The 17,278-nt window shown below is 73.4% G+C and carries 17 protein-coding genes; 12 read left to right on the forward strand and 5 right to left on the reverse strand.

Annotated features, from left to right (window positions below):
- Positions 1 to 5 precede the first annotated feature (5 nt).
- Positions 6 to 914 (forward strand): TIGR01777 family oxidoreductase, encoded by a 909-nt coding sequence (locus AB0M18_RS28725; RefSeq protein WP_365763000.1) that lies wholly within the window; start codon positions 6 to 8, stop codon positions 912 to 914.
- A gap of 183 nt (positions 915 to 1,097) precedes the next feature.
- The gene (locus AB0M18_RS28730; protein WP_365763002.1) at positions 1,098 to 2,417 is read left to right on the forward strand and encodes an FAD-dependent oxidoreductase; all 1,320 of its coding nucleotides are present in this window, start codon (positions 1,098 to 1,100) and stop codon (positions 2,415 to 2,417) included.
- A 35-nt stretch (positions 2,418 to 2,452) separates the two neighbouring features.
- Here AB0M18_RS28730 and AB0M18_RS28735 read toward each other — a convergent pair whose 3' ends face one another.
- On the reverse strand, positions 2,453 to 3,946 hold the full coding sequence (locus tag AB0M18_RS28735) for a regulator (RefSeq protein ID WP_365763004.1): 1,494 nt from the start codon (positions 3,944 to 3,946) through the stop codon (positions 2,453 to 2,455).
- A 347-nt stretch (positions 3,947 to 4,293) separates the two neighbouring features.
- Between AB0M18_RS28735 and lipB the strand changes: the two genes are divergently transcribed.
- From lipB to AB0M18_RS28755, 4 genes are all read left to right on the forward strand, one after another.
- Positions 4,294 to 5,139: a lipoyl(octanoyl) transferase LipB gene (gene lipB, locus AB0M18_RS28740; RefSeq protein ID WP_365763006.1), complete on the forward strand. Its 846-nt coding sequence runs from the start codon at positions 4,294 to 4,296 to the stop codon at positions 5,137 to 5,139.
- A 101-nt stretch (positions 5,140 to 5,240) separates the two neighbouring features.
- Positions 5,241 to 6,209 carry a lipoyl synthase gene (lipA, locus tag AB0M18_RS28745; RefSeq protein ID WP_365763008.1) on the forward strand — a complete coding sequence of 323 codons (969 nt, stop codon included), beginning with the start codon at positions 5,241 to 5,243 and terminating at the stop codon, positions 6,207 to 6,209.
- A gap of 159 nt (positions 6,210 to 6,368) precedes the next feature.
- Complete coding sequence (locus AB0M18_RS28750; RefSeq protein ID WP_365763010.1) at positions 6,369 to 6,578, forward strand: hypothetical protein; 210 nt, start codon at positions 6,369 to 6,371, stop codon at positions 6,576 to 6,578.
- A gap of 10 nt (positions 6,579 to 6,588) precedes the next feature.
- The gene (locus AB0M18_RS28755; protein WP_365763012.1) at positions 6,589 to 7,299 is read left to right on the forward strand and encodes a DUF4191 domain-containing protein; all 711 of its coding nucleotides are present in this window, start codon (positions 6,589 to 6,591) and stop codon (positions 7,297 to 7,299) included.
- A 126-nt stretch (positions 7,300 to 7,425) separates the two neighbouring features.
- Here the strand turns inward: AB0M18_RS28755 and AB0M18_RS28760 are convergent, their stop codons facing one another.
- Positions 7,426 to 7,893: an RDD family protein gene (locus AB0M18_RS28760; RefSeq protein WP_365763014.1), complete on the reverse strand. Its 468-nt coding sequence runs from the start codon at positions 7,891 to 7,893 to the stop codon at positions 7,426 to 7,428.
- A 221-nt stretch (positions 7,894 to 8,114) separates the two neighbouring features.
- Between AB0M18_RS28760 and glnA the strand changes: the two genes are divergently transcribed.
- The 3 genes from glnA to AB0M18_RS28775 all read left to right on the forward strand — a co-directional run bounded on the left by glnA (position 8,115) and on the right by AB0M18_RS28775 (position 11,705).
- Positions 8,115 to 9,524, forward strand: coding sequence for a type I glutamate--ammonia ligase (gene glnA, locus AB0M18_RS28765; protein WP_365763017.1), 1,410 nt, complete (start codon positions 8,115 to 8,117; stop codon positions 9,522 to 9,524).
- A gap of 250 nt (positions 9,525 to 9,774) precedes the next feature.
- Positions 9,775 to 10,512, forward strand: coding sequence for a tRNA-dependent cyclodipeptide synthase (locus AB0M18_RS28770; RefSeq protein ID WP_365763019.1), 738 nt, complete (start codon positions 9,775 to 9,777; stop codon positions 10,510 to 10,512).
- Positions 10,509 to 11,705: a cytochrome P450 gene (locus tag AB0M18_RS28775; RefSeq protein WP_365763021.1), complete on the forward strand. Its 1,197-nt coding sequence runs from the start codon at positions 10,509 to 10,511 to the stop codon at positions 11,703 to 11,705. Before AB0M18_RS28770 ends, AB0M18_RS28775 begins: the two co-directional genes overlap by 4 nt.
- Positions 11,706 to 11,786: 81 nt before the next feature.
- Here AB0M18_RS28775 and AB0M18_RS28780 read toward each other — a convergent pair whose 3' ends face one another.
- A complete protein-coding gene (locus tag AB0M18_RS28780; RefSeq protein WP_265861804.1) occupies positions 11,787 to 12,062 on the reverse strand; it encodes a hypothetical protein in 276 nt (91 codons plus the stop codon).
- 125 nt (positions 12,063 to 12,187) lie between these two features.
- On the opposite strand from AB0M18_RS28780, the gene AB0M18_RS28785 reads away from it, so the two are divergent.
- Entirely contained in the window at positions 12,188 to 12,547 is a 360-nt protein-coding gene (locus tag AB0M18_RS28785; RefSeq protein WP_365763023.1) for an arsenate reductase family protein, read from the forward strand.
- A gap of 15 nt (positions 12,548 to 12,562) precedes the next feature.
- Here AB0M18_RS28785 and AB0M18_RS28790 read toward each other — a convergent pair whose 3' ends face one another.
- On the reverse strand, positions 12,563 to 13,441 hold the full coding sequence (locus AB0M18_RS28790; protein ID WP_365763025.1) for an alpha/beta fold hydrolase: 879 nt from the start codon (positions 13,439 to 13,441) through the stop codon (positions 12,563 to 12,565).
- Positions 13,438 to 14,394 carry a Gfo/Idh/MocA family oxidoreductase gene (locus AB0M18_RS28795; protein WP_365763027.1) on the reverse strand — a complete coding sequence of 319 codons (957 nt, stop codon included), beginning with the start codon at positions 14,392 to 14,394 and terminating at the stop codon, positions 13,438 to 13,440. The genes AB0M18_RS28790 and AB0M18_RS28795 overlap by 4 nt, the downstream gene beginning before the upstream one ends.
- A gap of 284 nt (positions 14,395 to 14,678) precedes the next feature.
- Here AB0M18_RS28795 and AB0M18_RS28800 point away from each other — a divergent pair, with 284 nt between their 5' ends.
- Together AB0M18_RS28800 and AB0M18_RS28805 are read left to right on the forward strand one after the other, a co-directional pair.
- Entirely contained in the window at positions 14,679 to 16,079 is a 1,401-nt protein-coding gene (locus AB0M18_RS28800; protein ID WP_365763030.1) for a hypothetical protein, read from the forward strand.
- Positions 16,076 to 17,212, forward strand: coding sequence for a hypothetical protein (locus AB0M18_RS28805; protein WP_365763032.1), 1,137 nt, complete (start codon positions 16,076 to 16,078; stop codon positions 17,210 to 17,212). Before AB0M18_RS28800 ends, AB0M18_RS28805 begins: the two co-directional genes overlap by 4 nt.
- Positions 17,213 to 17,278: the final 66 nt, after the last annotated feature.

Below are 17,278 nucleotides of genomic sequence, written 5' to 3' on the forward strand. Positions count from 1 at the left end.
GCCGTATGAAGCGACAGACTCGCCAGCGCATCGCCGTCACCGGCGCGTCCGGACTCATCGGCTCCGCCCTCGTGCGCTCCCTGCGCGCCGACGGCCACGACGTCCTGCGGCTCGTCCGGCGCCCGGCCGCGGCGGCCGACGAGGTCGAGTGGGATCCGGCCCGGCTGTACGTGGACACCGCCGGACTGGTCGGGGTCGACGCGGTCGTGCACCTGGCGGGCGCGGGCGTCGGCGAGCGGCGCTGGAACGAGGCGTACAAGAAGGAGATCCGTGACAGCCGGGTGCTCGGCACCCGCGCCGTCGCCGAGGCCCTGGCCTCGCTCGCCGACCCGCCCGAGGTGCTGGTCTGCGGCACGGCCCTCGGCTACTACGGCGACACCGGCACCCGCGCGGTGGACGAGAGCGCACCCGCCGGCGAGGGCTTCCTGCCCGAGGTGTGCGTGGCCTGGGAGGCCGCGGCGGCGCCCGCCGAGGCGGCCGGGATCCGCGTCGCGTACGCCCGCACCGGCCTGGTCGTGGGCCGGGAGGGCGGCGCCTGGGGGCGGCTCTTCCCGCTGTTCCGGGCCGGGCTCGGCGGGCGGATGGGCGACGGGCGCCAGTACTGGAGCTTCATCTCGCTGCACGACGAGGTCGCGGCCCTGCGCCACCTCGTCGACACCCCTGCGGCGTCCGGACCGGTGAACCTGACCGCGCCCGAGCCGGTCACCAACCGCGAGGTGACGGCGGCGATGGGGCGGGTGCTGCGCCGCCCGGCCGTCTTCCACGTACCGGCGCCCGCACTGCGGGTGGTGCTCGGGGAGTTCGCCGGGGACGTGCTCGGCAGCCAGCGGGTGCTGCCGGGGCGCCTGTTGGAGACCGGCTTCGACTTCGCCTTCCCGACGATCGACGAGGCGGTGCGGGCCGCGGCCCGCTGACGAATCGTCACCCTCCCTTCACCCACCGGTCTCCCCGGTGTGCTCCCCCGTGCTGCGTGCACCCCGTCGCGCGCGGCTGCCCGCCGTGGGAGCGCTCCTTAGTCTCGTGCCGAACGAGGGCATTCCGGGGGCCCGTTGGGGGCATAGGCCTCCCACAAGCCGCGCCGACCTGGGGAGGGGCACGTGCTCAACAACGCGGACGTCGTCGTCGTAGGAGCCGGGATCGCGGGTCTCGCGACGGCTCATCAGCTGATCGCGGCCGGTCTGTCGGTCACGGTCCTGGAGGCCGCGCCGCAGGTCGGCGGCCGGATGGCGACCGACACCGTCGACGGCTTCCGGCTCGACCGGGTCGGGCCGCTGTTCACCGCGCCGGAGGTCGCGGGCGTGCCGCTGCGCCCGTTCGCCCCGGGGGTGCTCGTGCACAGCGACGGGCGTTGCGTCCGCTGGGGCGCGCCGCACACGCCGTGGGGCACGGGGCCTCGGGGCACGGCGTCCCGGGGAACGGGGGGCGTACGGGGTCTGGGGGGCGCGCGCGGCATGGCGCGCGCCCTCGCGGGCGCCCCCCGGAACCCCGCCGTCTCGCTCGACCAGGCGCGCCTGGGGGCCTCGCTGGTGCGGCTCGCCACCACGCCCGCGCAGCGGATCCTCACCCGCACGGAGCGCACGGCGCAGGAGGCCCTGTCGGCCCGGCTGCCCGCCCGCACCGTGCAGGGGGTGCTGCGCCCGCTGCTCGCCGCGCTGCTCGGCGACCCGGATCTGACGACCTCCAGCCGGCGCGCGGACCTCGCGCTGCGCTCCTTCGCGCGGGGCCGGCTCGGGGTGCCGGAGGGGGGGTCGGGCGCGCTGGTGGCGCGGCTCGCGGCGGCGCTGCCGCCGGGCACGGTCCGTACCGGCGTGCGGGTCACCGACGCGTCGATCTCGCGGGTGTCGACCGCGGAGCACGGGGTGTTCGGCTGCCGCGCGGTGGTCGTGGCGACCGACGGCCGGACGGCGGCGGAGCTGCTGCCCGGGCTGCGGGTGCCGGAGTACCGCGCGGCGACCGTGCTGCACCACACGGCGCCGGTCGCTCCGACCGCGGATCCCGTGCTGATCCTGGAGTCCGACCCCGGCGGTCCGGTGGCGCACACGGCGGTCATGAGCGCGGTCGATCCGCGCCGCGCACCGGACCGCCGGGTCCTGATCACCTCGACCGTCCTCGGCACGCCCCCCGACGACACCGAGCGGCGGGTCCGCAAGCACCTGGCGACGCTGTACGGCGTCTCCACGGACGACTGGGAGCTGCTGGCCCTCCACCACACCCCGCAGGCCCACCCGGTCCTCCGCCCGCCCTTCGACCCCGAGCGCCCGGTGCGCCTCCTCGCCGGCCTCTACGTCTGCGGCGCCCACCGCGGCACCGGCACCCCCTTCGGCGCCCTGGCCACGGCCCGCAGGACGGCGACGGCACTGCTCGCGGACCTGGGGGTGCGCCCGGCGGCGACACAGCCGGGGGCGAACGCGGCCTAGGTCCGGGATCGGACCAGGCGGGATCGGGCCCGGCGTCAGCCCAGCGCGGAGACCCGGTCCCGGTACGTACGGACGGCGGGGGCGTCGCGGTAGGGCTCCAGGCGGCGTTCGAAGTCGCGGACGTATTCCACGGCGCGGGCCGAGCGCATCTCGGCGGCCTGCTGGGCGGCTTCGGCGCCCAGCGCGCAGGCCTGGTCGAGTTCGCCGAGGGCGAGACGGGCGGAGGCGAGGACGACGCGGCAGAAGAGCCGGCTGCGGGCGAAGCCGGGGGGCCGGAGCTGGAGGGCGCGTTCGGCGTGCTGGGCGGCGGCGCGGTACTGCTGGAGGTCGCGGTGGCAGTGCCCGAACTCGTCGGCGAGCTGTGCCTCGTCGAAGGAGCGCGCCCAGTACGGCACCTCGTCGCCGGGCCGGGCCGCCTCCAGGGCGCGTTCGGCGCGGGCGAGGGCGGCGCCGCAGGCCCGGGAGTCGCCGAGGACGCCGTGCCCGCGCGCCTCGACCGAGTGGAGCAGCGCCTGGACGACGGGCGGGGCGGCGGCGCCGACGCCCTGCTGGGCGACCCGGGCGAGCTGGACGGCCTCGCGGCCGTGCCCGAGGTAGACCGCCTGGTGGCTCATGGTGATGAGGACGTACGAGCCGTAGGCCCGGTCCCCGGCGGCCTGGGCGAGCCGGAGCGCCTGCACGAAGTAGCGCTGGGCCAGGCCGTGGGCGGCGATGTCGTACGAGGTCCAGCCGGCCAGGCGGGTGAGGTCGGCGGCGGCGCCGAACAGCCGGCGGCCGACGCTCTCCCCGTACGTGCCGCGCAGCATCGGCTCGGCCTCGTGCTCCAGGTAGCGCACCAGGGCCTGGCGGGCGTGGCCGCCGCCGTAGGCGTGGTCGAGGGTGCGGAAGAGTTCGCCGACGGAGCGCAGGGCGGCGATGTCGCCGCTGGACACGCGCTGGCCGGGACCCCGGTCCGTACCGCGCTGGCGGGGCACGGAGTAGCGGCCCTGGAGGGGCACGCGCGGGTCGGCGCCGGCCGGGCCGCCCCGGCCGCCGGCGCCGGGCGCGTGACCGGCACCCTGGCCGGCGGGCTCGCCGCGCGCCACCCGCTCGTCCGCGCGGCCGATCAGCCAGTCGCGGCTGGGGACGACCAGACCGGCCGGGGTGAAGGCGATCTTCCGCAGCTCGGCGTGGCTGCCGGAGTCCTTGCGCCAGAGGCCGCTGACGATGTCGACGGCCTCCTCGGGGGTGGCCGCGAACTCCAGGCCCGCATAAACGGGTGCGCACGCGTCCAGGCCGAGGTCCTGCGCGGAGAGCCGGCGCCCGAGGCGGCGGGTGAACACCTCGGCGATCAGCGCCGGCGTGGTGCCGCGCGGCTGCTGCCCGCGCAGCCACCGGGTCACCGAGGTCTTGTCGTAGCGGAGGTCGAGGCCGTGTTCCAGGCCGAGCTGGTCCACCCGTCTGGCGAGACCCGCGTTGGAGAATCCCGCCTCGGCGATGAGCGCGGCGAGCTGGCGGTTCGGGATGCGCTGCGAGGGTCGTTCCGTCATCAGCTGTGCGGTCTCCTGCCTTCCGGGCCCGGGGTGGCAGCCCGTATGGACCCTCGTGGCCCTCATGGAACGGCGTGAATTTAGCGGCAGTCACGGCCATTACCGCCACCTTCGCCCCACATTCATCCGATCGTGTGAGGATTGACTGTCCGCTGACGAAGGGCTCGCGGACCGGCGTAGAAGGCCTCGGTCTTCCGCCGGAGGGGCGCTCGCGCACCTGCCGGAGGCCGGTCGGACGTACCGCCGTACAGTGGCATGGGCGCGAATGACGCATGGTGCCGAGCCGGCTCCCGCCCCCGGGACGATCCCCGGGAACCCGGCCCGCGGCACCAGGAGGAGGCATGGCCGTGAGTGAGCTGCGATTCGTCCGTCTGGGCTTCGGCGACGAGGCCGTCGACTACCAGGTGGCCTGGGACCAGCAGCGCGAGGTGCACGCCGCCCGGTTCGCCGACGAGGTCGAGGACACCTGTCTGCTCCTGGAACACCCGCCGGTGTACACCGCCGGCCGGCGCACCGCGGACAACGAGCGCCCGCTCGACGGGACGCCGGTCGTGGACGTGGACCGCGGCGGGAAGATCACCTGGCACGGCCCCGGCCAGCTGGTGGGCTACCCGATCATGAAGCTGCCCCGCCCGGTCGACGTCGTCGCGCACGTCCGCCGCCTGGAGGAGGCGCTGATCCGCACCGCCGCCGAGTTCGGCGTGACCACCACCCGGGTCGAGGGCCGCAGCGGCGTGTGGGTGCTCGGCGACCCGGTCGAGCAGCGGCCGCAGATCGGCGGCCTGTCGCTCGACTTCGACCCGCGGCTGCAGGACGAGGAGTTCGACCCGCGGCTGAACGGCCCGGAGTACGCCCCCTCCAACGCCGGCCAGCGCCGTGAGGACCGCAAGCTCGCGGCCATCGGCATCCGGGTCGCCAAGGGCGTCACGATGCACGGCTTCTCGTTCAACGTGAACCCGGACAACACCTGGTTCGACAAGATCATCCCGTGCGGCATCCGCGACGCGGGTGTGGCCTCGCTCGCCAACGAGCTGGGCCGGGACGTCACGATCGAGGAGGTGCTCCCGGTCGTCGAGAGGCACCTGCGGGACGTCATGGCCGACGCGGTGCTCAAGCCGCGCGAGATCGTGCGCGAGGCGGAGCCGGCCACCGAAACGGCCGCAGAACCGACCACCGAACCGGCCACCGCCTGAGGAATGCCGAGCTCTGGCCTTGGGTTGGCCAGAGCGTTAAGGCATGGAAGCAACGGGCGTACCCTGGTGGACGCCGAAGAATCGAAGCTACAGGAGCCGATGTGTCCGCAGTCGCACCCGACGGACGCAAGATGCTGCGCCTGGAGGTCCGGAACAGCCAGACCCCCATCGAGCGCAAGCCCGAGTGGATCAAGACCCGCGCGAAGATGGGGCCCGAGTACAACAAGCTCCAGGGCCTGGTGAAGAGCGAGGGACTGCACACGGTCTGCCAGGAGGCGGGCTGTCCCAACATCTTCGAGTGCTGGGAGGACCGCGAGGCGACCTTCCTCATCGGCGGCGACCAGTGCACCCGCCGCTGTGACTTCTGTCAGATCGACACCGGCAAGCCGGAGGCGCTGGACCGCGACGAGCCGCGCCGCGTCGGCGAGTCCGTCGTCACCATGGACCTGAACTACGCCACGATCACCGGCGTCGCCCGCGACGACCTGGAGGACGGCGGCGCCTGGCTGTACGCGGAGACCGTGCGCCAGATCCACCAGCAGACCGCGGAGCGCGCCGCCGGGCGCACCAAGGTCGAGCTGCTCGCCCCCGACTTCAACGCGGTTCCGGAGCTCCTGGAGCAGGTCTTCGACTCCCGCCCCGAGGTCTTCGCGCACAACGTCGAGACGGTGCCGCGGATCTTCAAGCGGATCCGTCCCGGCTTCCGCTACGAGCGCTCCCTCGACGTCATCACCAAGGCGCGGGACTACGGTCTGGTCACGAAGTCCAACCTGATCCTCGGCATGGGCGAGACCCGCGAGGAGGTCAGCGAGGCGCTGCGGCACCTGCACGAGGCGGGCTGCGAGCTGATCACCATCACGCAGTACCTGCGGCCCTCCGTCCGGCACCACCCCGTGGAGCGCTGGGTGAAGCCGCAGGAGTTCGTGGAGCTGAAGGAGGAGGCCGAGGAGATCGGCTTCTCCGGTGTGATGTCGGGCCCGCTGGTCCGTTCGTCGTACCGGGCCGGCCGGCTCTTCCAGCAGGCGATCGAGCGCCGTGGCGCGGTCGACAACGCCACGCAGGCGGTCTGAGGCCCCGGCCCCGCCCCGCTCTCCCCTGAGGCCCGTACGCGCGCGTGTACGGGCCTCAGGGTTTCATCAGTGTTTGACCCCCGGGTCACGCCCTGGTAACACCGTTCTGTGAGGCTGTTCTCACTCACCGCCACCGAGCGTTCACGGAGGCCCTCGCCCATGCAGGCCGCGCACATCCGAGCCAACGCCATCCCGACCGTCACCGACGCCCTGCGCGCCGTGGAGTCCGTGCTGCTCGCCCGCGGGCAGCGCACCGCCCGGCGCAACGCCTGGACCTCGGTCCTGGAGGACCGCCGCCGGGCCAAGGACCGGGTGGAGGCCCAGCACGTGATGGAGGCCGTGGAGGGCCACGCGTCCCGGGGCACGTAAACTTCAGGACATGGCGAGGAGTGCAAACACGGGCGGCGCTGACGCCGCGAACCCCGGGCGACTGAAGCAGATCGCCCTCACGTACAAGATGACCCGGAAGGCCGATCCGAAGGTCGGTCTCGTCGTCGCGGGCGTGGGCATCGTCGTACTCGGTGTCCTCCTCGCGATCGGCTTCCTGATCGGTCACCCCGTTTACCTGGGCATTCTCGGATTCATCCTGGCGTTCCTGGCGATGGCCGTCGTCTTCGGCCGGCGCGCCGAGAAGGCGGCCTTCGGGCAGATGGAGGGCCAGCCGGGCGCCGCCGCGGCGGTGCTGCAGAACATCGGGCGCGGCTGGACGGTGACCCCTGCGGTCGCGATGAACCGCAGCCAGGACGTCGTGCACCGGGCGGTCGGCCGCCAGGGCATCGTGCTGGTCGGCGAGGGCAACCCGAACCGGCTGAAGACGCTGCTCGCGGCCGAGAAGAAGAAGATGGCCCGGATCGTGGTGGACGTCCCGGTGACGGACATCCTCGTCGGCAACGACGAGGAGGCGGGCCAGGTCCCGCTGAAGAAGGTCCGCACCAAGATGCTGAAGCTGCCGCGGCTGCTGTCCGGCCCGCAGGTGACGGCCGCCAACGACCGGCTGCGGGCGATGGGCGACCTGATGAGCAACATGCCGCTGCCGAAGGGTCCGATGCCGAAGGGCATGCGGATGCCGCGGGGCGGAAAGATGCGCTGAGCGCGCACCCCATCCGTACGGAACGGGAAGCGCCCCGGACCTGGTCGGTCCGGGGCGCTTCCCGTTGTTCGTACCGCTTGGGCGTACTCGGTACGGCTCGGCCGTGACGGCTCGGCCGTACGGGGCTCAGATCCGGACCTGGACCGCGCCCGAGAAGCGGTCGTGCAGGCCGCGGCCGTCGCGGTCCCAGATGAGGGCCGGGATGGCGAGGCAGACCAGGACGCTGCGCAGCACCACCCGGAGGATGCCGAGGCGGCCGCCGTTCGCCGAGACGACCCGGAGGCCGAAGAGGCGCTTACCGGGGGTGAAACCGATGGTGCCGACCGTGAGCACGCTCATGACCAGCAGGATCACCAGCGCCCAGTTGCCGGTCGCCTGGTTGTAGCCGTGCGTGATGAGGCCGTATGCGATCACCATGCAGAGGGCCCAGTCGACCGCGAGGGCGCCGAGGCGGCGGCCCGGGCGGGCGATGGAGCCGGGGCCCTCCTCGGGCAGGCCGAGCTGCTGCCCCCGGTAGCCGAAGTCCACGCCCGCTTCTTCGGCCGCGGCGCGCGGGCCGGAGAGCCATGATCCGAGTGCTTGCCTGTTGTCCACCCGACCACGGTACTGCGCCCGTTTTTGATCACTTCGGCCCGGGTGGCCGAGGCCCCGAAGGGCACAGGAGCACACCCGCCCCGGTTAACTTCGACGAAACAAATGGGTCATGCTTGAGAAATCCCGTCTGCCTATGGTCGGGTCCAGCGTGTGCCACCGCACTGGCCGCACGACCGAGCTGCAACCCCGCCCCTCCCCGGGCCGGGAGTAGGAGGAGTTGGATGTTCCAGAACGCCGACGAGGCCAAGAAGTTCATTCAGGACAATGACGTCAAGATGGTCGACGTCCGATTCTGCGACCTTCCGGGCGTGATGCAGCACTTCACGATCCCGGCGACGGCGTTCGACCCGTCCGAGGAGCTGGCCTTCGACGGCTCGTCGATCCGTGGTTTCCAGGCCATCCACGAGTCGGACATGGCCCTGCGCGCCGACCTGTCGACGGCCCGTCTGGACCCGTTCCGCCGCGACAAGACGCTGAACATCAACTTCTTCATCCACGACCCGATCACGGGCGAGCAGTACAGCCGTGACCCGCGCAACATCGCGAAGAAGGCGGAGGCGTACCTCGCCTCGACCGGCATCGCCGACACCGCGTACTTCGGCCCCGAGGCCGAGTTCTACGTGTTCGACTCGGTCCGCTTCGAGACCTCCGCGAACCAGGGCTTCTACCACATCGACTCCGAGGCCGGCGCCTGGAACACCGGCAAGGAGGAGGACAACCGGGGTTACAAGGTCCGCTACAAGGGCGGCTACTTCCCCGCCCCGCCGGTCGACCACTTCGCCGACCTGCGCGCGGAGATCTCCCTGGAGCTGGAGAACGTCGGCCTCAAGGTCGAGCGCCAGCACCACGAGGTCGGCACCGCCGGCCAGGCCGAGATCAACTACCGGTTCAACACGCTGCTCGCCGCCGCCGACGACCTGATGCTCTTCAAGTACATCGTGAAGAACGTCGCCTGGCGCAACGGCAAGACCGCGACCTTCATGCCGAAGCCGATCTTCGGCGACAACGGCTCGGGCATGCACGTCCACCAGTCGCTGTGGTCGAACGGCGACCCGCTGTTCTACGACGAGGCCGGCTACGCGGGTCTGTCGGACACCGCCCGCTACTACATCGGCGGCATCCTGAAGCACGCCCCGTCGCTGCTCGCCTTCACCAACCCGACGGTGAACTCGTACCACCGCCTGGTGCCGGGCTTCGAGGCCCCGATCAACCTGGTCTACTCGCAGCGCAACCGCTCCGCCGCGATGCGCATCCCGATCACGGGCTCGAACCCGAAGGCCAAGCGCGTCGAGTTCCGCGCGCCGGACCCGTCCTCGAACCCGTACCTCGCCTTCTCCGCGCTCCTCCTCGCGGGCCTCGACGGCGTCAAGAACAAGATCGAGCCGGCCGAGCCGATCGACAAGGACCTGTACGAGCTCGCTCCCGAGGAGCACGCGAACGTCGCCCAGGTCCCGACCAACCTGGAGGCCGTCCTCACCGCCCTGGAGGAGGACAACGAGTACCTGCAGGCCGGTGGCGTCTTCACGTCCGACCTGATCGAGACCTGGATCGACTACAAGCGCACCAACGAGATCGCCCCGATCCAGCTCCGCCCGCACCCGCACGAGTTCGAGCTCTACTTCGACCTCTAAGCCGTACCGCCTCTCAGCCGTACCGCGCAGGCGAGGTTCTTCCGAGGCCCGTCGTCCCCTTCCCGGGGACGGCGGGCCTCGCCGTTTCGGCCAAGATCACGGAAATGCGAACAGCTGACGAACTCCCGTGCGTACCCACGAGTAGGGGGTTCACGCTCCGCGACTGATCGATAGCGTGTCGTCGTCGCTGCCGCCACACCCGGAGCACAGGGCTCCGCTGGGACTAGCTGGCGCGATGAGGACTGCCGACGTGACTCAGGCGGCTTTCGCCCCTGCAGAGACGCTCCGACTCCAGCCGTACACCGATCACTGCCGCGTCATCGCCGACGAGGGCGCGCACGTGGTCATCGGCGTCTCCCCGGGGAACAGTTATTTCACCGCCCAGCGGCTGCGCGAGCTGACGCGCTGGGGCTTGGACCACTTCGATCAGGTCGATCTCGTCTACACCGATCTGCATGTCGCCGACATGTACGAGGCGCTGGGGTACGGGGCCGACGAGGCGCGGCGCAAGGCCGTCAAGAACCTGCGGGGGGTGCGGGCGAAGGTCGGCGCGGCCGCGGCCGAGGCCGATCCCACGGGGGTACGGGTACGGGCCCGCGGGATGTCGGAGTTCGGGGACGTCCCGGCATACCGGGAGCTGCACCGCACGGTGCTCGACGCGGTGGCGGCGGACCCCGTGGTGCGGGACACCTGCGACGCGCTGACCGGGATCTTCCTGGCCGGGAAGCTGGCGCCGGGGCAGCGGACCGACGAGCGGCAGCGGGAGGTGTGCCGGGCGTACATCTGCGCCGAGGTGCCGCTGTTCCTGGACACGCCCGCGATCCTCGGGGTGCCCTCCTCGCTCAACTGCTACCACCAGGCACTGCCGCTGGCCGATCTGCTGTACGGGCGGGGGTCCGGGCTCCGGGCCTCGCGCAACCAGGGCCACGGCATCCTCACCCCGGTCGGGACGCCCGCCGAGACCACTGTCGAAGGAGCCACGCGATGAGCGTCACCGCCGAGACCCTGCCGGCCTTCCCCTTCGACTGGGACGGGACCCGGCTGCCCGCCGAGGTCGGCGCGCTGCGCGCCGAGCCGGTGCGGAAGGTCCGCACGATCGCCGGGGCGGAGGCCTGGCTGGTCTCCTCGTACGAGCTGTGCCGACAGGTCCTGGAGGACCCGAGGTTCAGCCTGAAGGACACCTCGGCGCCGGGAGCGCCGCGGCAGTACGCGCTGACGATCCCGCCGCACGTGGTGAACAACATGGGCAACATCACCGGGGCCGGGCTGCGCAAGGCCGTGATGAAGGCGATCAACCCGAAGGCGCCCGGCCTGGAGGAGTGGCTGCGGGCGCGGGCCGGGGCCCTGGTGGACGCGCTGGTCGCCGAGGGGGCGCCCGGGGAGCTGCGGGGCGGGTACGCCGATCCGTACTCGGCGGGGCTGCACTGCCGGATGCTGGGCATTCCGGAGGAGGACGGGCCGCGGCTGCTGCGCAGCCTGGACGTGGCCTTCATGAACGCGCCGCGCGAGATCGAGGCGGCCCGGCTCAACTGGGACCGGGACATCGCCTATATGACCGAGCGCCTGGACGATCCGGGGACCGGCGGACTGATGGCGGAGCTCGCGGCGCTGCGCGAGGATCCCGACTACGCGCATCTGACGGACGAGATGCTGGCGACGGTGGGTGTGACGCTGTTCGGCGCCGGGGTGATCTCCACGGCCGGGTTCCTGACGATGGCGCTGGTGTCGGTGCTGACCCGGCCGGACGTACGGGAGGCGCTGACCGCCGGCGGCGGCGGGCGCGGGGTCGCCGGGGCGATGGACGAACTGCTGCGGGTCAACCTGTCGATCGGCGACGGGCTGCCGCGGCTCGCCCTGGAGGACGTGCGGCTCGGCGAGGTCGAGGTACGGGCCGGTGAACTGGTCCTCGTCCTGGTGGAGGCCGCGAACCACGATCCCGGCCACTTCCCCGACCCGCTGGCCTTCCGGCCGGACCGGGAGAACGCCTCCGACCACCTCTCCTTCGGCGGTGGATCGCACTACTGCCCGGCGACGGCGCTCGGCAAGCGGCACGCCGAGATCGCCCTGGAGTCGCTGCTCGACCGGCTGCCGACGCTGCGGCTCGCGGTGCCGGTCGAACAGCTGGTGTGGCGCACCAACTTCATGAAGCGCCTGCCCGAGCGGCTGCCGGTGGCCTGGTAGCGGGCGGGCTCCGACCAGGGGCGCTGCCCGGTCCGGCCGGGACCGGGCAGCGCCCCCGCTGGGGTCAGCGGCTGTGACGGATCACCGGCCGTAACGGATCAGGGCGCGGACCATGCGGCAGGTGGTGTCGGACGGCGGATGGATGCCGAGCTGGGTCGCCGTGGTGCGTATCTTCGCGTTGGTCGCCCGCGAGGGCAGGTAGACGCCGGCGTCGAGCAGGGCGATGGCCAGGCGCATGGCCTTCAGCCGGCGGTTGTGCGTGACATACCACTCGCGGGGGCGGCCCGCGGGGAGCGGCTTCTTCTGGAGCGGCTTCCAGGGTTCGAGGGACGGTGTCCGGATCATGGCGACAGCCATGGGCGACCTCCTGGCGAACGGTGGGGTGCGGGCCCTCCCCGGGGCCCTCACCTTCACCCCCCATTTTAGTGCCCCCCACTGACAATCGTCCCTGGCCAGACCGGGTTTGGCGGTACGTTGGGGGCATGGAGATCTGGATCAATCCCGCCTGTTCCAAGTGCCGCAGCGCGCTGACCCTGCTGGACGCGGAGGGCGCCGACTACACCGTGCGCCGCTACCTGGAGGACGTGCCCTCGCCGGACGAGATCCGCGCCGTCCTGGAGCGGCTCGGTCTGGAGCCGTGGGACATCACGCGCACCCAGGAGGCGGCGGCCAAGGAGCTGGGCGTCAAGGACTGGCCGCGGGACGAGGCGAGCCGGGACCGCTGGGTGGCGGCGCTGGCCGAGCACCCGAAGCTGATCCAGCGCCCGATCATCACCGCCGAGGACGGCACGGCCGTGGTCGCCCGCTCCGAGGAGGCGGTGCGGGACGCCCTGTCCCGCTGAGCCGGCTCCCCCGGGTCAGCTCCCCGCTCCCCCGAGATGACGGGCCATCCGGGCGTGGGCCTCCGGGCCGGCGCCCACGGGGAGCGCGAAGTGGGCGACGTCGGGGAGCACCTGCGTCTCCAGGCGCCCGCCGGTGACGGCGGCCCGGGCCGCGCGCTCGACGGCGTACGGGTCGTGGGTCCGGCTGCGTCCGGCGAGCAGCACCAGGGTGGGCGGGCGCAGCGCGGCAAGCCGCTCGGGCGCGGGCCGGGGCCCGTTGACCGGGCGGACGGTCGGCTGGTCGGCGGCGAGCACCTGCAACCGGCGCCAGTCCGGGTCGAGCGCCGTGCCCCCGGCCTCCCAGTCGAGGAACGCGGCCTGGCGTGCGGCGTTGGGCCGCAGCAGCACCGGCAGGGCGCGGAGCAGGAAGCGCGGGGCGAAGCCGGTGAAGCAGTTGGTGGGGTCGAGCAGCGCGAGCCGGCCGATCCGGTCGGGCGCGGCGAGCGCGTACTGCAGGGCGATCCAGGCGCCGTAGGAGTGCCCGGCCAGGCCCACCGGCCGGTCGGCGGGTATCGCGAGGGCGTCGAGGAGCGCGTCGAGCCAGCCGGTGAGATCGACGGCGGTACGGATCGGGCGGCCCGGGTCCGCGAGGCTGCGGCCCGGTTCGCCGACGAGGTCGACGGCGTGGACCCGGTGGGTCGCGCCGAGCGCGGCCGCGGTGCCGTACCACCCGGTGGCGGTGGCCCCGCCGCCGGGCAGCAGGACCACGGGCGGGGCGTCGGCGGGCCCGTGGCTGATGACGTGGGTCGTGCCGTACGGGGTGGGGACGGCCGCCGTGGTGGTGCCCTGCGGCCAGTGCGCGAGGACGGCGTCGTAGGCGCGGTCGAACGCGGACGGTTCGCGGGCCCCCGTCACCGGACCGCGGCCGTCTCGATCTCGGCTTGAGCTCCGGTCCCGGTCCCGGCCTCGGTCTGGGCCGCCGCTTCCGCCTCGGCCAGGATCTCGGTGAGCCGGGCCCCGAAGCGCACGTCGCAGGGGTGCGGGCGGCCGGTGCGGACGGCCTCCAGGAGGGCGTCGACAGCCGCCCCGAAGGCGTCGAGCGCACCGTCCCAGTGCGGCATGACGGCCTTGCCCCGCTCTCCGTGCAGGGCGAGGGCGGCCTCGGCGGCGCCGGCCGGGGCGCTGAGGGTGAGGGTGGCGGTGCTGCTCGCGCCGGAGGTGTGGCGCAGAGTCAGATGGCGGGTGTCCGCCCGGCCCGGGACGCAGTGGACGGAGGTGACGTCGCCGAGGATCGGTATGAGGACGGAGAGGACGTGCGGGCCGACGTCCCACAGGCCGCCCTTGTCACGGCGCCAGGGGGAGGCCGCGTAGACGCTGTCGGCGTCGGGTGAGAACAGGGCGCCCAGCCAGTGCGCCTCGCCGAGGAACCAGCCGCCGGCGGCGGCCTGTTCGTCGATCCACCGGGCGGTGGGCCCGGCGAACCGGAGGGTGCAGAAGACGATCGAGGCCACACCGGCGGCGGTGACGGCGTCGGCGAGCTCGCGCGCCGTCGCCGCCGAGGTCGTCACCGGCTTGTCGAGGATCACGTGGCAGCCGGCCGCGGCGGCCCGCGCGGCCAGCGGCGCCTGGACGTCCGGCGGCAGCGCGAGCGCGACGGCGTCGCTCGCCTCGAACAGCGCGTCCACGTCCTCGTACGCCTCGGTCCCGCACGCGGCGGCGAGCGCGGCCGCGGCCTCGGGCCGTCTGCCCCACACCCCGCTGAACTCCACGTCCGGATGCGCCGCGAGCGCGGGGGCGTGGGTGCGCTCGGCCCAGGGGCCGGTGCCGAGGAGTCCGATGCGGGTCTTCGTTCCGGGGAGGTTCGTCATGCCCACAGTCTGCCGGGCCCCGCCCTCCGTCGACTCGGGGATCCCCCGGGTCGTCCCCCACCCCGCCCCGGAGCGCACGCCCGGGGCGCGCAGCCGGGCACACGCCGGAGCCGGCCGCGGGCGAAACCTGCTGGGCCCCCTCCCCACCCCCGGTGTTAGCGTCTTCCGCGCCGGCCGCGGGACTCCGGTGCGACTTCCGGGACCTGCCTATGAAGCAACGTATTCGCTGTTCGCGCCCCCATTCCCCGGCCGGCACCCTGCATGGGGGGACAAGGAGGGGGACCATGTCCGACCTGATCGCCGCCGAGGACGTCCTGCTCTTCGTCAACGCGGCCGTCACGGCGACCGGCCAGCGCGAGTTCCGCTCCTCCGCCCAGGAGCAGCGGCTCTCCCTCGGCTTCGTCCACGAGTACGTGCGCGTCAACTATCGCCCGCTGTACGCCGCCGCGCTCGCCCTCGACATCAACGACCACAACGCGGCGCTGATCGTGGAGCAGTTGCTGCGCACCCCGCGCGAGGCGGGCTCGACGGAGGGCCGGCTGATCGCCGCGCGGCTCGCGCTGCTGCCGCCGCAGCGGGTCTACCGCCTGTTCGGCGTGCTGCGCGCCGCCGGGGTCAACAACCGGCGCACCCGGGCGGTCGTGCGCGACTGGCTGGCGGCCCGCCCCGACCTCGCGCACGACGCGGTGAAGTACCGCTCGGGGCTCAAGGCCGCCGCCCGGCACGCCCACTGGTCCTTCGCCGACGCCCCGGAGACCGGCGACTTCCTCTTCGCGCCCGGGCGGCGCGCCCGCTACGCGCACCCGGGCCTCGAAGCCTTCCGCCGGGCGCGGTACGAGCAGGGGGCGCTGTACGAGCTGCCGTTCACCGTCGCCGAGGGCTTCGCCGCCAGGCACGGAATCGCCCGTGAGGTCTTCCTGGAGCGGATCACCCCTCGGATGACCCGTCTGGAGCGGCTGCGTACCCGTCCGGCCGCCGCCGATCTGGGCGTGATGCCGCTGACCCGGCTCGCGCTGTACGTGCTGTCGCTGCCCTTCGGGGAGCGCGGGGCGCGGCGGGCCGAGCTGACCGGGGCGCTGCGGGCGGCGGCGCGGCGGGTGGCGGGGCCGTACGCGGGGAGCTGGGGCCGGGTGGCGGCCGTCCTCGACGACAGCTGGTCGGCCTCGGGCTCGGCGGTCAAGCGGCGCCGGCCGCTGGCGGTCGCGCTGGGCTGTCATTTCCTTCTGGAGGCACTGGCCGCGCCGGGCGCGTACACGGCCCACTGGACCTCGGGCGGGCGTGATCCGCTGCTGGTCCGCCCGTGGGGGCCGACGCCGCTGGGCACACGGATCCTGGACGCCCTGGAGACGGAGCCGGAGCGGCTGGTGATCGTCTCCGACGGGTGGGACAACGCGCCGCCCGGGCTCGCGGGCGAGGTGCTGCGGGTGTGGCGGGAGCGGCTGGATCCGGCGCACCGGACGTATGGCGTGCATCTGAACCCCGTATACGACGCCGATGTCTTCGACGTGCGCCGGCTGGCGCCCGGGGTGCCGACGGCCGGAATCCGGGACGCGGAGGACCTGCCGGCGCTGGTGGAGGTCGCGCGGTTCGCGGAGGGGCGCGAGGGTCTGGCCGCGCTGCGGGCGTATCTGGACCGGCGGGTGGAGCTGTTCCTCGGGGCGGCGCGGGAGGGGGAAGGAGCATGACGCGGATCGATCTGTCGGGGCTCGGTGTGCGGCCCGCGCAGGTGTGGGGCGGGGTGCGGCTGGTGCCGCTGGTGCGCGAGGAGCCGGTGACCGGCCTGCGGCTGCACCGGGAGGTGTACGAGACCGGGCCGTACGGGGACACCGTGGAGGTCGGCGACGGCACGGCGTACACCTCGTACGTCCCGCACGGCTTCGTCGCCGACTGGTCGGGGACGGGCGGCGAGTCCGCCGCCTACGGAACCCGGCTCGGCGAGGAGCGGCCGGTCGCGGTCCCGGTGCGGCGGCTCGCCCGGGGCCGGCGCGGCGAGTCCCGGCTGCGGTTCCTGCCGCTGCACCTCGCCCTGGAGGGCTATCTGGCGCTCCACTTCGGCGGGCCGTCCGTGGTGTGGGACGAATGGTCCCGGGAGGCGGTGCGGCGCGGGCTCTCGCCGCGCGCGGAGGCGGCCTACGCGGGGTGGCAGGTGCCGGGGCTCGCGGAGGCGCTGCGGGTGTTCGAGATCCATCCGGGGCAGTGCGGGGTGCTGCTGTACGTGGCCGACGCGCTGGCGGCCGCCTTCGTGGTGCCGCACCCGGACGACTACCGGCTGCTGCACCCGACGCTGGTGGAGGACCTCTTCGGGGAGCTGGTGCACCAGTACGCGCACTATGGGGCGCCTGTGCCCGAGTTCCGGGCGTCCGTGGAAAGCGGCGCTATCCATTCCCTCGGCGATCTGCGCCGGGCGGCGCGGGCCGAGGAGCGGGCGTGGGCGGAGGCGCACGACGGCCTGCCGGCGCGGGACCTGCTGACGACCTCGTACGCCTTCGAGCGGGTTCGTACGATGGGCGGCTTCCGGCTCCACCGCTTCCTGCCGCCGTTCCTGCGCACCGGGCAGGAGCAGCACATCGGCGAGCTGATCTGCGACCACCGGGGACGGACCCTCTATCTGAAGACCTTCCGGCTGTCCGAGAACCAGATCCGCCGGGGTCACCTGTTGCGGCGGCTGGCGGACTGCGACTGGCACCTGGAGCGTACGGCCGAGGCCCTGGGCACCTCGTACGCCGAGCTGGTGGCGCGGATCCGGCGGGCCGGGTTCGACGGACTTCTGAACGCGCACGTCGTCGCACGGCGGCTGCGGGACAAGGAGGAAGGCTGAGTAACACGGGGTTCACAAACGGGCAACCGACGGGAAATCCGGTGTTGCGAAGCTGCGCACGACGCA

The sequence above is a fragment of the Streptomyces sp. NPDC051909 genome (genome assembly GCF_040681095.1).
GTDB lineage: Bacteria > Actinomycetota > Actinomycetes > Streptomycetales > Streptomycetaceae > Streptomyces.

What these genes read in the sequence shown, in the direction of transcription:
- AB0M18_RS28725 (WP_365763000.1), top strand. Translation starts at nt 6, where the DNA reads ATGAAGCGACAGACTCGCCAGCGCATCGCCGTCACCGGCGCGTCCGGA.
- AB0M18_RS28735 (WP_365763004.1), bottom strand. Translation starts at nt 3,946, where the DNA reads ATGACGGAACGACCCTCGCAGCGCATCCCGAACCGCCAGCTCGCCGCG.
- AB0M18_RS28750 (WP_365763010.1), top strand. Translation starts at nt 6,369, where the DNA reads ATGCAGGCCGCGCACATCCGAGCCAACGCCATCCCGACCGTCACCGAC.
- AB0M18_RS28755 (WP_365763012.1), top strand. Translation starts at nt 6,589, where the DNA reads ATGGCGAGGAGTGCAAACACGGGCGGCGCTGACGCCGCGAACCCCGGG.
- glnA (WP_365763017.1), top strand. Translation starts at nt 8,115, where the DNA reads ATGTTCCAGAACGCCGACGAGGCCAAGAAGTTCATTCAGGACAATGAC.
- AB0M18_RS28775 (WP_365763021.1), top strand. Translation starts at nt 10,509, where the DNA reads ATGAGCGTCACCGCCGAGACCCTGCCGGCCTTCCCCTTCGACTGGGAC.
- AB0M18_RS28780 (WP_265861804.1), bottom strand. Translation starts at nt 12,062, where the DNA reads ATGGCTGTCGCCATGATCCGGACACCGTCCCTCGAACCCTGGAAGCCG.
- AB0M18_RS28785 (WP_365763023.1), top strand. Translation starts at nt 12,188, where the DNA reads ATGGAGATCTGGATCAATCCCGCCTGTTCCAAGTGCCGCAGCGCGCTG.
- AB0M18_RS28795 (WP_365763027.1), bottom strand. Translation starts at nt 14,394, where the DNA reads ATGACGAACCTCCCCGGAACGAAGACCCGCATCGGACTCCTCGGCACC.
- AB0M18_RS28800 (WP_365763030.1), top strand. Translation starts at nt 14,679, where the DNA reads ATGTCCGACCTGATCGCCGCCGAGGACGTCCTGCTCTTCGTCAACGCG.
- AB0M18_RS28805 (WP_365763032.1), top strand. Translation starts at nt 16,076, where the DNA reads ATGACGCGGATCGATCTGTCGGGGCTCGGTGTGCGGCCCGCGCAGGTG.